Origin of the sequence: Pseudomonas nicosulfuronedens, assembly GCF_005877905.1 — a bacterium.
GTDB classification, from domain to species: domain Bacteria; phylum Pseudomonadota; class Gammaproteobacteria; order Pseudomonadales; family Pseudomonadaceae; genus Pseudomonas; species Pseudomonas nicosulfuronedens.
This window is the reverse complement of record NZ_SWDV01000002.1, coordinates 93,857-106,898: the sequence shown is the minus strand read 5'-3', so window position 1 is coordinate 106,898 and position 13,042 is coordinate 93,857. Positions and strand designations below refer to the sequence as shown.

Genomic DNA, 13,042 nt, shown 5'->3' with positions numbered 1-13,042 from the left:
ACAGCTTTGCAAAAAGGGCACGCAGCATAGCACAGACAGCCGCCCCTCAAGCCCGCCGCTGGTAGATGCCCGCCCCGGGGCTTATAATAGGCGGTCATTTTTTAACCAACCCAAGACAGGTTCCATGGCCAAGAAGCTTTTCATCCAGACCCACGGTTGCCAGATGAACGAGTACGACAGCTCGCGCATGGCCGACCTGCTGGGTGAGCACCAGGCCCTGGAGATCACCGAAAAGGCCGAAGAAGCCGACGTCATCCTGCTCAATACCTGCTCGATCCGCGAGAAGGCCCAGGAGAAGGTGTTCTCCGAGCTGGGCGCCTGGCGCACGCTGAAGCAGCAGAACCCCAACCTGGTGATCGGCGTCGGCGGCTGCGTGGCCAGCCAGGAAGGCGCCGCGATCCGCGAGCGCGCGCCCTACGTTGACGTAGTGTTTGGCCCGCAGACGCTGCACCGCCTGCCGGAAATGATCGACGCCGCCCGCACCACCCGCAAACCGCAGGTGGATGTGTCCTTCCCGGAAATCGAGAAGTTCGATCGCCTGCCCGAGCCCCGTGTCGACGGCCCCACCGCCTTCGTCTCGGTGATGGAAGGCTGCAGCAAGTACTGCACCTTCTGCGTGGTGCCCTATACCCGTGGCGAGGAAGTCAGCCGCCCATTCGACGACGTGCTGGCCGAAGTGATCCACCTGGCCGAGAACGGCGTGAAGGAGGTCACCCTGCTCGGCCAGAACGTCAACGGCTACCGCGGCCCTACCCATGACGGCCGCATCGCCGACTTCGCCGAGCTGATCCGCGTGGTCGCCGAGGTCGATGGCATCGAGCGCATCCGCTACACCACCTCGCACCCACTGGAGTTCTCCGACTCGCTGATTGCCGCCCACGCCGAAGTGCCGCAACTGGTGAAGTTCGTCCACCTGCCGGTGCAGGCCGGTTCCGACCGCATCCTCGCAGCGATGAAGCGCAACCACACCGCGCTGGAGTTCAAGTCGCGCATCCGCAAGCTTAAGGCCGCGGTGCCGGACATCTGCATCAGCTCGGACTTCATCATCGGCTTCCCCGGAGAAACCGAGAAAGATTTCGAACAGACCCTGAAGCTGGTGGAAGACGTCGGCTTCGACTACTCGTTCTCCTTCATCTACAGCTCACGCCCGGGTACCCCGGCCGCCGACCTGGCCGACGACACCCCGGACGATGTAAAGAAGCAGCGCCTGCTGATCCTCAACAGCCGCCTCAACCAGCAGGGCTTCGAGATCAGCCGACGGATGGTCGGCACTATCCAGCGCATCCTCGTCACCGACTACGCCAAGCGCGACCCCGGCCAGTTGCAGGGGCGCACCGAGAACAACCGCGTGGTCAACTTCCGCTGCGACAATCCACGCCTGATCGGCCAGTTCGTCGACGTGGAAATCTACGAGGCGCTGCCCAACTCCCTGCGCGCGACGCTTGTGGAAGCAAGTCACTGACAACCGACCGTTGATTGACCTGTTGGCGACTGAACTTTCGTACTCGGTCGCGTGGGGTTATTCTTCGACCATCTCCCTTTGAAGCACGGCGACTTAGACAACACCTTGAACGCCCCCCTGGATATTCATCGTTTCATGCTCGAGCCCTTCGAGGCCCGCAGCTTCGCCAACCTGTGCGGCCAGTTCGACGAACACCTGCACCAGATCGAGAAGCGCCTCGGCATCGAGATCCGCAACCGCGGCAACCAGTTCGAACTGGTCGGTGACCCCGAGCGCACCCAAGCGGCCGAAAACCTCCTGCAGCGCCTCTACCGCGAAGTGCAGAACGGTACCGAGATGACGCCCGACCTGGTTCACCTGTTCCTGCAGGAGTCAGGGCTGGAAGAACTCGCCGTGGAGCCCGTCGCCCCACTGGTCACGCTCAAGACTCGCCAGGCGCACATCCGCCCGCGCGGTGCCAACCAGCAGCGCTACGTGAAGGCCATCCTCGACCACGACATCAACTTCGGCATCGGCCCGGCCGGCACCGGCAAGACCTATCTCGCCGTGGCCTGCGCCGTGGACGCCCTGGAGCGCGAGCAGATCCGCCGCATCCTGCTGGTACGCCCAGCGGTCGAGGCCGGCGAGAAGCTCGGTTTCCTGCCTGGCGACCTGTCCCAGAAGATCGACCCCTACCTGCGCCCGCTGTACGACGCGCTGTACGAAATGCTCGGCTTCGAGACCGTGGCCAAGCTGATCGAACGCCAGGTGATCGAAGTCGCACCGCTGGCCTACATGCGCGGCCGCACGCTGAGCAACAGCTTCATCATCCTCGACGAAAGCCAGAACACCACGATGGAACAGATGAAGATGTTCCTCACCCGGATCGGCTTCGGCTCCACCGCGGTGATCACCGGCGACGTCACCCAGGTCGACCTGCCGAAAGGCACGCGCTCCGGCCTGAAGCACGTGATGGAAGTGCTGCGCGACGTTCCCGGCATCAGCTTCACCCACTTCAAGTCCAAGGACGTGGTGCGCCATCCGCTGGTGCAGCGCATCGTCGACGCCTACGATGCTTACGAGAATCGCCTGACCGGCGTAGAAGGCCAGGGCAACAAGCATGCTTGAACTGGACCTGCAGGTCGCTTCCGAAGCGACCGACCTGCCGAGCGAAGCTGACTTCAGAAAATGGTGCGAGCTGGCCTTGCGCCAGCGCTCGAATGATTCTGAACTCACCATCCGCGTGGTGGACGAAGCCGAAGGGCGCGAACTGAACAAGACCTGGCGACACAAGGACTACGCCACCAATGTATTGTCCTTCCCCGCCGATGTTCCCGATGAGTTGCTGGACATCCCGCTGCTCGGCGACCTGGTGATCTGCGCCCCCGTAGTCACCCGCGAGGCCGCCGAACAGGGCAAGTCCGCCGAGGCCCACTGGGCCCACCTCGTCATCCATGGTTGCCTCCACCTGCTCGGCTACGATCACATCGATGATGCCGAAGCCGAGGAAATGGAAGGCCTGGAACGGGAATTGCTGGCCGAACTGGGTCACCCGGACCCGTACGCGGCCGATGAAGAATAAAAGCCACCGAGCAAGGAAAAGATGAGCGAAGATCGATCGAGCAATGGGCACAAGTCGTGGTTGGACAAGATCACCCAGGCTTTTGCCCATGAGCCGAGAAACCGCCAGGAGCTGCTGGAGCTGCTGCGCGAAGCCCACGTCAACAAGCTGCTCGACAGCGAAGCGCTGTCCATCGTCGAGGGGGCGATCCAGGTCGCCGACCTGCAGGTGCGCGACATCATGGTGCCGCGCTCGCAGATGATCAGCATCAAGGCCACCCAGACGCCGCGTGAGTTCCTGCCGGCGATCATCGAGGCGGCGCACTCGCGCTACCCGGTCGTGGGTGAGAGCCTCGACGACGTCATGGGCGTCCTGCTGGCCAAGGACCTGCTGCCGCTGATCCTTCACGACGACACGCATGCGTTCAATATCAAGGACCTGCTGCGGCCGGCCACCTTCGTGCCGGAATCCAAGCGTCTGAACGTGCTGCTGCGCGAGTTCCGCGCCAACCACAACCACATGGCCATCGTCATCGACGAGTACGGCGGCGTGGCGGGGCTGGTGACCATCGAGGACGTGCTGGAGCAGATCGTCGGCGACATCGAGGACGAGCACGACGTCGAGGAAGACAGCTACATCAAGCCGCTGCCCAGCGGTGACTTCATCGTCAAGGCGCTGACCCCGGTGGAAGCCTTCAACGATTTCTTCGGCGCGGAATTCTCCGACGAGGAATTCGACACCGTCGGCGGCGTGGTGATGAGCGCCTTTGGCCACCTGCCCAAGCGCAACGAAACCACCGAACTGGGTGGCTTCCGCTTCCGCGTGCTCAACGCGGACAGCCGCCGGCTGCACCTGCTGCGCCTCACCCCGCTGCAGGATTGAGCCACTGCGCACCCTGTAGGAGCGGGCCACGCCTGCGATCGCGGACAAAGTCCGCTCCTACGGGAACGCGCTACACGCTCCTCGCTTACCTCCTACAGAAAGACCTGCAACATACCGCCGCACTCAGCTCATGGCTTTTGGCTTTCATCCCCATAGCCTACCGTTCGTCTCTCCATTACTCTTGCGCATCGCTTAACCGCAACAAGGATTTCCGATGCGCTGGATCACCCGCCCCGGCCTGCCAGGCCATCTGCTCGCCCTGGCCGCTGGCGCGCTCACGCCGCTGACCCTGGCCCCGTTCGGCTACTGGCCGCTGGCGGTGCTCTCGCTGGCCCTGTTCTACCTCGGCCTGCGCGGTACGACCGCAGGCTCGGCGCTCTGGCGTGGCTGGTGGTACGGCTTCGGCGCCTTCATCGCCGGCACCAGCTGGATCTACTTCAGCATCCACAACTTCGGCGGCGCGTCCGGGCCGCTGGCTGGCTTCCTGGTCGGCGGTTTCAGCGCTGGCGTGGCCTTCTTCTTTGCTCTGCCGGCCTGGGTCTGGGCGAAATTCTTCCGTCGCAACAACGCGCCGGTCAGTGACGCGCTGGCCTTCGCCGCCTTGTGGGTGGTGCTTGAACTGTTCCGCAGCTGGTTCCTCACCGGCTTCCCCTGGCTCTATGCCGGCTACAGCCAGCTGGAAGGCCCGCTGGCCGGCCTCGCCCCGCTGGGCGGCGTCTGGCTGGTGTCCTTCGCCATCGCCCTGAGCGGCGCGCTGATCGTCAACATCCCGGCCCTGACCCGGCGCCCCGCGCGCCTGCTCACCGGCCTGATCCTGCTGATCGCCCCCTGGGCCGTGGGCCTGGGCTACAAGGGCCACGCCTGGACCACCCCGGCCGGCGCACCGCTGAAGGTCGCCGCGCTGCAGGGCAACATCGCCCAGGAAATGAAGTGGGACCCGAAGGCCATCACTCACCAGCTGGAGCTGTACCGCGACCTCACCGCCGAGCAGCACGACGTCGACCTGATCGTCTGGCCGGAAACCGCCGTGCCGATCCTCAAGGACCAGGCCACCGGCTACCTGGAGATGATCAATGGTGTCGCCACCGCCAAGAAGGCCGCGCTCATTACCGGCGTGCCGGTGCGCGAGAAGACGGCAGAGGGCATCCGTTACTACAACGGCATCACCGTAGTTGGCGACGGCAGCGGCAACTACCTCAAGCAGAAGCTGGTGCCCTTCGGTGAATACGTCCCACTGCAGGACCTGCTGCGCGGCCTGATCGCCTTCTTCGACCTGCCCATGTCCGACTTCGCCCGCGGTCCGGCCGACCAGCCGCTGCTCAAGGCCAAGGGCTACTCCGTGGCGCCGTACATCTGCTACGAAGTGGTCTACCCGGAGTTCGCCGCCGAGCTCGCGGCGCAGAGCCAGCTGCTGCTGACCATCAGCAATGACGCGTGGTTCGGCACCTCCATCGGCCCGCTGCAGCACCTGCAGATGGCGCAGATGCGCGCCCTGGAAGCCGGTCGCTGGATGGTGCGCGGCACCAACAACGGCGTTACCGCGCTGATCGACCCGTTCGGCAAGCTGGCGGTGCAGATTCCGCAATTCCAGCAAGGCGTGCTGCGTGGCGAAGTCGTACCGATGCAGGGCCTGACACCCTACCTGCAATGGCGCGTCTGGCCACTGGCGATCCTCAGCGCCGTGCTGCTGGTATGGGCGCTGGTCCGGCGCCGTACGCATCCGGAAGAACGCCGGCTGTTCGGCTGACTCCCACGAAAGGGGCCTCATCGCGAGGCCCTTTTTCATCATGGGAGCCAGGTTCGCGAGCAAGCTCGCTCCTACAAAAGCGAGCTCGGACCTGTAGGAGCGAGCTTGCTCGCGAACAGCCCAAATCCGGGTCTATCGGTAGAACAACCGATACCCCACCAGCCCAATCGCCTCGTTCAGCAGCTGCCCGCTCTGCCAGATCGCCCGCCCCTCCGGCAGCCAGCCGCCCCCGGGCACGGCATCGTCCGTACCGATATAGCCCGAGGGTGCCGCTACCACTTCCAGCCCGGCCTTCTCGAAGCTCCAGATCGAGCGCGGCATATGAATGGCACTGGTGACCAGCACCACCCGCTTGATCCCCGCTTCGCGCAGCATGTCGGCGCTGAATCGCGCATTCTCCCAAGTCGTGCGGCTGCGTCCCTCCTCCCAATGCACCGGCACGCCATAATCGTCCAGCAGGCTCTGCGCCATGATTCGCGCCTCGCTGGGCGGTGTGCCGTAATGCAGGCCGCCGGAGGTCAATACCGGCAAGCCACTGGCCTTGGCCAGGCGCGCCGCATAGCGAATGCGCTCGCGGGCCATCAGGCCGGGCTGGTCCGCATCCCAGGCGCGATCCCCGCGCACCCTGCCGGCACCCAGCACCACAATGGCGTCGGCGCGTTGTGCCAAAGCCGCCCAGTCCGCCTGCTTCAGAGCATCCTGCTGCTCCAGCTGGCGCGCGCCCCACTCCACCGTCACCGGCAGGCTCATCACCAGCAGGCCGAGGAAGCCGGAAAAGAAGCAGAACACCGATAAGCGCGGACAACGCCGGCGCAGCACGAAACCCAGGAACAGCAATAGCAGCAGCAATCCCGGCGGCATGAAAATCTGTTTGAGGATGAAGCGGATAGGCATTGGCGACTCCTTGTCGAGGCGCCAAGCCTAACGGATCGGGGAAATGTCAGCGTGCCTTCGCGTTACGGAACAGCTGCGAGCCGCAGGATGTGCAGGGCAACACGCCCTGGTTGCGACTCCAGGCCACCGGCGAACCACACAGCGCGCACTGCAGTTGCTGAGGCCGCGGCACCAGGCGCAGACGGCTGGGAGGTGCGGATTGACGCACATGGCGCGCGGCGCGGGCCGGTGCGCGCTCCAGCATGGCGAGTTCTTCCGCCGCGGCATGCCAGCCGCGCAGCCAGTTCACATCCTGGTCCAGATAAGCCCTGATCAACGCCATCTCGGCACTGCTCAAACCGCGCAACTCCAGTTCCACGGGGCACTCGTCACGTAATCGCTCAGCGGTGTCGGCCTCATCCAGGGCCAGCGCGAGCCGTTGCAACAACCGTTCATACAGACCGGAACCCGAAGCACTTGCGCGATGCAGCTCAGCCATCAGTCACCTCAAGACAGGCGGAAACCTCCCGCCCTCAGGCAAAGCTTAGCGGCCCACCCCGTGCCACACCGAGCGCGCGACAAACGGCGCGGGCTACCGGCTCGGGTGGGGGTCATGTATGCTACGAGGCTTTCTGTAGCCGCCCGACCCTTGTTTTCTCAGGGGCTGGTGAAGCGGAGGGCCACTCGACCTCCCCGGCCGCACAATTCTCTTCCGTACAGGTTCAAATCGCGCCATGCACGAGCAATATCAGCCTCTCGAGATCGAATCCCAGGCCCAGAACTTCTGGAACGAACACAACTCTTTCCGCGTCGACGAAGTCGCCGGCAAGGAGAAGTTCTACTGCCTGTCGATGTTCCCGTATCCGAGCGGCAAGCTACACATGGGGCATGTGCGCAACTACACCATCGGTGACGTGATCAGCCGCTACCACCGCATGCAGGGCAAGAACGTCCTGCAGCCGATGGGCTGGGACGCGTTCGGCATGCCGGCGGAAAACGCCGCGATGAAGAACAACGTCGCACCGGCGGCCTGGACCTACGACAACATCGCCTACATGAAGTCCCAGCTCAACAGCCTGGGCCTGGCGATCGACTGGTCCCGCGAAGTCACCACCTGCAAGCCGGACTACTACCGCTGGGAGCAGTGGCTGTTCACCCGCCTGTTCGAGAAGGGCGTGATCTACCGCAAGAACGGTACCGTGAACTGGGACCCGGCAGACCAGACCGTACTGGCCAACGAGCAGGTCATCGACGGCCGTGGCTGGCGTTCGGGCGCGCTGATCGAAAAGCGCGAAATCCCGATGTACTACTTCAAGATCACCGCCTATGCCGAAGAGCTGCTGTCCAGCCTCGACGACCTGCCGGGCTGGCCGGAACAGGTCAAGACCATGCAGCGCAACTGGATCGGCAAGTCCCGCGGCATGGAGATCGCCTTCCCCTATGACCAGGCTTCCATCGGCGAAGCCGGCCAACTGAAGGTCTTCACCACCCGCCCGGACACCCTGATGGGCGCCACCTACGTCGCCGTGGCCGCCGAGCATCCGCTGGCCACCCTGGCCGCCGAGCGCGATCCATCGCTGCAGGCGTTCATCGACGAGTGCAAGCGCGGTGGCGTCGCCGAAGCCGACATCGCCACCCAGGAGAAGAAAGGCGTTGCCACTTCCCTGTTCGTCGAGCACCCACTGACCGGCGACAAGCTGCCAGTGTGGATCGCCAACTACGTCCTGATGACCTACGGCGAAGGCGCCGTGATGGCCGTGCCGGGTCACGACGAGCGCGACTTCGAGTTCTCCAACAAGTACGGCCTGCCCATCGTCCAGGTCATCGCCAAGGTAGAAGGCGACAACGACTTCGAAGCCGGCACCTGGAAAGAGTGGTACGGCCTTAAGGACGAGAGCGTCGTCACCGTCAACTCCGGCAAGTACGACGGCCTGGGTTACCAGGCTGCGTTCGATGCCATTGGTGCCGACCTCGCCGCCAAGAGCCTCGGCCAGCAACGCACCCAGTTCCGCCTGCGCGACTGGGGCATCAGCCGCCAGCGCTACTGGGGCTGCCCGATCCCGATCATCCACTGCGACAGCTGTGGCGACGTGCCGGTACCGGCCGACCAGCTGCCGGTGGTCCTGCCCGAAGACGTGGTGCCGGACGGCGCTGGTTCGCCGCTGGCCAAACTGCCCTCGTTCTACGAGTGCAGCTGCCCGAAATGCGGCCAGCCGGCCAAGCGCGAAACCGACACCATGGACACCTTTGTCGAGTCCTCCTGGTACTTCGCCCGCTACGCCTGCCCGCAGTTCGAAGACGGCATGCTGGACAAGAAGGCCGCCAACTACTGGCTGCCGGTCGACCAGTACATCGGCGGTATCGAACACGCGATCCTTCACCTGCTCTACGCGCGCTTCTTCCACAAGCTGATGCGCGACGAAGGCCTGATCGACTCCGACGAACCGTTCAAGAACCTGCTGACCCAGGGCATGGTGGTCGCCGAGACGTACTATCGCGTCGCCGCCAACGGTGGCAAGGAATGGTTCAACCCGGCGGACGTGGAAGTCGAGCGTGACGCCAAGGCCAAGGTCATCGGCGCACGCCTGAAGACCGACGGCCTGCCGGTGGAAATCGGCGGCACCGAGAAGATGTCCAAGTCCAAGAACAACGGCGTGGACCCGCAGGCCATGATCGACGCCTACGGCGCCGACACCTGCCGCCTGTTCATGATGTTTGCCTCGCCGCCGGACATGAGCTGCGAATGGTCCGACTCCGGCATTGAAGGCGCCAACCGCTTCCTGCGCCGCGTCTGGCGTCTGGCCCAGGCCCACGTCAATGCAGGCCCCGCCGGCGCCGTGGACAAGTCCGCGCTGGACGACGCGCAGAAGGCCATTCACCGCGCCATCCACCTGGCCATCCGTCAGGCCAGCCAGGACGTCGGCCAGCACCACAAGTTCAACACCGCCATCGCCGCCGTGATGACCCTGATGAACGTACTGGAAAAGGCTCCGACCGAATCCGCCGCCGACCGCGCCCTGCTGCAGGAAGGCCTGGAAACCGTCACCCTGCTGCTCGCCCCGATCACCCCGCACATCTGCCACGTGGTCTGGGAAGAGCTGGGCAAGGACGGCGCCGTCATCGACGCCAGCTGGCCGCAGGTCGACGAAGCCGCCCTGGTGCAGGACAGCCTGCAACTGGTGGTTCAGGTCAACGGCAAGCTGCGCGGCCACATCGAAATGCCCGCCAGCGCCAGCCGCGAGGAAGTCGAAACCGCCGCACGCGCCAACGAAAACGTGCTGCGCTTCACCGACGGCCTGACCATCCGCAAGGTCATCGTGGTGCCCGGCAAGCTGGTCAATATCGTCGCCAACTAAAAGCAACGCTGGAAAAGACCCATTCGCCCGTGGCACCTTCGCCACGGGCATACCGGATCAACAGGAGTGAGGGAAGCTTGATGAAACGTATCCTGACCAGCCTCGCGCTGATCGGCCTGGCCAGCGTGCTGAGCGCCTGCGGTTTCCAACTGCGTGGCCTGGGCGATACGAACTTTGCGCTCAAGGAGATCGACGTGAGCGCGCGCAACGCCTATGGCGACACCGTCACGCAGCTCAAGCAGGTGCTTGAAGGCAGCGGCGTGAAAGTCGTCTCCCGTGCGCCGTACCACCTGATCCTCGCCCGCGAAGACGTGACCCAGCGTAGCGTCAGCTACACCAGCTCGGCGCGCAGCGCAGAAAACGAACTGACCAACACCCTGAGCTACGAGATTCGCGGCAGCGACAACCTGCTGCTGCTCGCCAATCAGGTGCAGGTCCGCAAGGTCTACGTGCAGGACGAGAACAACCTGATCGGTTCCGACCAGGAAGCCCAGCAGATCCGTGCCGAAATGCGCCGCGACCTGGTCCAGCAGATGGTTACCCGCCTGCAGCTGATCACCCCGGCCCAGCTCGACGACCTGCAAGCCAAGGCGGAAGCCAAGGCCAAGGCCGAAGCGGACGCGATGAAGGCCGCGGACGAGGCTGCCAAGTCTCAGCCGCAGCAGTCGCCGATCGAATTTCCGAAGCAGTAAGCGACAAGGGGCCGGCCAACCGGCCCCTTTCTCATCATGAAGCTCAATCCCGGACAACTCGCCAAGCACCTGCAAGGCAACCTCGCGCCCGTCTACGTGGTCAGCGGCGACGAACCGTTGCTCTGCCAGGAAGCCTGCGACGCCATCCGTGCCGCCTGCCGCCAGCGTGATTTCGGTGAGCGCCAGGTGTTCAACGCCGAAGCCAACTTCGATTGGGGCCAGCTGCTTGAGGCCGGCGCCAGCCTTTCGCTGTTCGCCGAGAAGCGCCTGATCGAACTGCGCCTTCCCTCCGGCAAGCCTGGCGACAAGGGCGCGGCAATTCTCCAGGAATACCTGCAGCGTCCGCCGGAAGACACCGTCCTGCTGGTCAGCCTGCCCAAACTCGACGGCAGCACGCAGAAGACCAAATGGGCCAAGGCCCTGATCGACGGCGACGCCGCCCAGTTCATCCAGATCTGGCCCATCGACGCACACCAGTTGCCGCAGTGGATCCGTCAGCGCCTGTCCCAGGCCGGCCTCGCCGCCAGCCAGGAAGCGGTTGACCTGATCGCCGCGCGCGTCGAAGGCAACCTGCTGGCCGCCGCCCAGGAAATCGAAAAGCTCAAGCTGCTTGCCGATGGCCAGCAGATCGACGCCGACACCGTGCAGGCTGCCGTGGCCGACAGCGCGCGCTTCGACGTCTTCGGCCTGATCGATGCTGCCCTCAACGGCGAAGCCGCCCACTGCCTGCGCATGCTCGAAGGCCTGCGCGGCGAAGGGGTGGAACCCCCGGTCATCCTCTGGGCCCTGGCCCGGGAAATCCGCGTGCTCGCCAGCCTCGCCCAGCAGTTCAGCCAGGGCGTCCCGCTCGACAAGGCCTTCAGCCAGGCCCGCCCGCCCATCTGGGACAAACGTCGCCCGCTGATGAGCAAGGCCCTGCAACGGCACACCACGCAGCGCTGGAACCAGATGCTGCAGGACGCCCAGCTGATCGACGCACAGATCAAGGGCCAGGCCCCCGGCAACGTCTGGAACAGCCTCGCCCGCCTCGCCCTGCTGGTCGCCGGCCAGCGCATCAGCCTGCCTTCGGCCTGATTGCAACGCCTCACGACCAGAGTGGCCGAGAGGCCATCGCGGACAAAGTCCGTGTCTACGCCGCGCCCGGTAGGATCGAACTTGCTCGCGAACCCGCCCAGCGCCCGGAATTTCAGGACCGCGCCGGCACTGCCCGGTGCTCCTGGCCTTCCGCCCTATCCAGCGCCACACCGCGAGTATCGCGCCCGGTACTGATCAGCACGCAGATGAGCACCGCCACGACCCCGGCAACCACGGCCATCGCCGTCCCAAAGCTGTAGCTCCTGGCGATCTCCGCCTGCAGTGGCGCATTGACCGAAGCGATCAGGTTGCCCAGTTGATAGACGAACCCCGGCAGCACCGCGCGAGTGCCCACCGGCGCCAATTCGTTCAGATAGGCGGGAATCACACCCCAGGCGCCCTGCACCATGAACTGCATCAGGAAGGCGCCGACGCCCAGCGCCACCGCGCCGTGGCTGAATGCCCACAATGGCAGCACCGGTAGCGCCAGCAGCGAGCCGCAGATGATGGCCTTCTTCCGCCCGATACGCTCGGACAGACTGCCGAACAGAATGCCTCCCAGGATCGCCGCGATGTTATAGACCACCGCGATCAGGCTGACCGTCTGCGTATCAAACCCGTGCTGCACCTTCAGGAAAGTCGGGTAAAGGTCCTGCGTGCCATGGCTGAAGAAGTTGAAGCAAGCCATCAACAGGACCGCGTACAGGCACAACTTCCACTGGCTGCGCAGCACCGGCCACAGCGGCGTCGACTCCTTGCGCTCGCGTGCCGCCTGCCAGATCGGCGATTCCGGCACCTTGAACCAGATGAACACCACCAGCACCACCGGCAGGCAACCGACGATGAACATCCCACGCCAGCCCAGCGCTTCAAAGAACAGGCCATAGATGATCGAAGCGATCAGGTAGCCCGCCGGGTAACCCGCCTGGAACAACCCCGACACCATCCCCCGCGAACGCTCGGGAATGGTCTCCATCGCCAGCGAGGAAGCCACGCCCCAGATGCCTCCCATCGCCACGCCGTAGACCACGCGCAGGATCAGGAAGGTCTCGAGGTTCGGCGAAAAGGCCGAGGCCAGTTCCAGCACCGAGTAGATCAGGATGTTGACCATCAGGACCGGTCGCCGGCCATAACGCTCGGCAGCGCGTCCGAACAGCAGCGCGCCGATGGGCCGCACCGCCAGGGTCAGCAGGATCGCCAGCGACACCTGCGGCAGGTCCACCTGGAAGGTCTGCGCGATATCGGTGAGGACGAAGACCAGGAGGAAGAAGTCAAAGGCATCCAGCGTCCAGGCGAGCACCGAAGCGATCACCACATTGCGCTGGGTCGGGGACCATTGCTGCATGACACATCTCCAGCCGGGGGCGTCGCGGTCCCTGCACACCGAGGCAATAGTTAGTCAGCTACCAAGCTAAC

Annotated in this window: 11 protein-coding genes; 8 read left to right on the top strand and 3 right to left on the bottom strand. The window is 64.6% G+C overall.

Annotated features, from left to right (window positions below; translation table 11 throughout):
* Nucleotides 1-124: 124 nt before the first annotated feature.
* From miaB to lnt, 5 genes are all read left to right on the top strand, one after another.
* Nucleotides 125-1,462, top strand: a complete 1,338-nt coding sequence (gene miaB / locus FAS41_RS02640; protein ID WP_138520118.1) for a tRNA (N6-isopentenyl adenosine(37)-C2)-methylthiotransferase MiaB — start codon at nt 125-127, stop codon at nt 1,460-1,462.
* A 105-nt stretch (nt 1,463-1,567) separates the two neighbouring features.
* Nucleotides 1,568-2,569 carry a PhoH family protein gene (locus FAS41_RS02635; RefSeq protein WP_138520117.1) on the top strand — a complete coding sequence of 334 codons (1,002 nt, stop codon included), beginning with the start codon at nt 1,568-1,570 and terminating at the stop codon, nt 2,567-2,569.
* A complete protein-coding gene (gene ybeY, locus FAS41_RS02630) occupies nt 2,562-3,023 on the top strand; it encodes an rRNA maturation RNase YbeY (protein ID WP_138520116.1) in 462 nt (153 codons plus the stop codon). Before FAS41_RS02635 ends, ybeY begins: the two co-directional genes overlap by 8 nt.
* A gap of 21 nt (nt 3,024-3,044) precedes the next feature.
* Nucleotides 3,045-3,884 carry a CorC family transporter gene (locus FAS41_RS02625; RefSeq protein ID WP_138520115.1) on the top strand — a complete coding sequence of 280 codons (840 nt, stop codon included), beginning with the start codon at nt 3,045-3,047 and terminating at the stop codon, nt 3,882-3,884.
* 214 nt (nt 3,885-4,098) lie between these two features.
* Entirely contained in the window at nt 4,099-5,631 is a 1,533-nt protein-coding gene (gene lnt, locus FAS41_RS02620; RefSeq protein WP_138520114.1) for an apolipoprotein N-acyltransferase, read from the top strand.
* Between the two features lie 132 nt (nt 5,632-5,763).
* Here the strand turns inward: lnt and FAS41_RS02615 are convergent, their stop codons facing one another.
* Together FAS41_RS02615 and FAS41_RS02610 are read right to left on the bottom strand one after the other, a co-directional pair.
* Nucleotides 5,764-6,525 (bottom strand): YdcF family protein, encoded by a 762-nt coding sequence (locus FAS41_RS02615; protein ID WP_138520113.1) that lies wholly within the window; start codon nt 6,523-6,525, stop codon nt 5,764-5,766.
* Nucleotides 6,526-6,571: 46 nt separating this feature from the next.
* Entirely contained in the window at nt 6,572-7,003 is a 432-nt protein-coding gene (locus tag FAS41_RS02610) for a hypothetical protein (protein ID WP_138520112.1), read from the bottom strand.
* A gap of 235 nt (nt 7,004-7,238) precedes the next feature.
* Here FAS41_RS02610 and leuS point away from each other — a divergent pair, with 235 nt between their 5' ends.
* From leuS to holA, 3 genes are all read left to right on the top strand, one after another.
* Nucleotides 7,239-9,860, top strand: coding sequence for a leucine--tRNA ligase (leuS, locus tag FAS41_RS02605; RefSeq protein ID WP_138520111.1), 2,622 nt, complete (start codon nt 7,239-7,241; stop codon nt 9,858-9,860).
* Nucleotides 9,861-9,940: 80 nt separating this feature from the next.
* Complete coding sequence (locus FAS41_RS02600; protein WP_138520110.1) at nt 9,941-10,552, top strand: LPS-assembly lipoprotein LptE; 612 nt, start codon at nt 9,941-9,943, stop codon at nt 10,550-10,552.
* A 36-nt stretch (nt 10,553-10,588) separates the two neighbouring features.
* The gene (gene holA / locus FAS41_RS02595) at nt 10,589-11,626 is read left to right on the top strand and encodes a DNA polymerase III subunit delta (protein WP_138520109.1); all 1,038 of its coding nucleotides are present in this window, start codon (nt 10,589-10,591) and stop codon (nt 11,624-11,626) included.
* A 112-nt stretch (nt 11,627-11,738) separates the two neighbouring features.
* Here the strand turns inward: holA and FAS41_RS02590 are convergent, their stop codons facing one another.
* A complete protein-coding gene (locus FAS41_RS02590) occupies nt 11,739-12,971 on the bottom strand; it encodes an MFS transporter (protein ID WP_138520108.1) in 1,233 nt (410 codons plus the stop codon).
* Nucleotides 12,972-13,042 lie beyond the last annotated feature (71 nt).

Bases quoted from the DNA above. Each gene is read 5' to 3' on its own strand.
- FAS41_RS02590 (WP_138520108.1), bottom strand. From the start codon at position 12,971: ATGCAGCAATGGTCCCCGACCCAGCGCAATGTGGTGATCGCTTCGGTG.
- FAS41_RS02615 (WP_138520113.1), bottom strand. From the start codon at position 6,525: ATGCCTATCCGCTTCATCCTCAAACAGATTTTCATGCCGCCGGGATTG.
- leuS (WP_138520111.1), top strand. From the start codon at position 7,239: ATGCACGAGCAATATCAGCCTCTCGAGATCGAATCCCAGGCCCAGAAC.
- FAS41_RS02600 (WP_138520110.1), top strand. From the start codon at position 9,941: ATGAAACGTATCCTGACCAGCCTCGCGCTGATCGGCCTGGCCAGCGTG.
- FAS41_RS02610 (WP_138520112.1), bottom strand. From the start codon at position 7,003: ATGGCTGAGCTGCATCGCGCAAGTGCTTCGGGTTCCGGTCTGTATGAA.
- miaB (WP_138520118.1), top strand. From the start codon at position 125: ATGGCCAAGAAGCTTTTCATCCAGACCCACGGTTGCCAGATGAACGAG.
- holA (WP_138520109.1), top strand. From the start codon at position 10,589: ATGAAGCTCAATCCCGGACAACTCGCCAAGCACCTGCAAGGCAACCTC.
- ybeY (WP_138520116.1), top strand. From the start codon at position 2,562: ATGCTTGAACTGGACCTGCAGGTCGCTTCCGAAGCGACCGACCTGCCG.
- lnt (WP_138520114.1), top strand. From the start codon at position 4,099: ATGCGCTGGATCACCCGCCCCGGCCTGCCAGGCCATCTGCTCGCCCTG.
- FAS41_RS02625 (WP_138520115.1), top strand. From the start codon at position 3,045: ATGAGCGAAGATCGATCGAGCAATGGGCACAAGTCGTGGTTGGACAAG.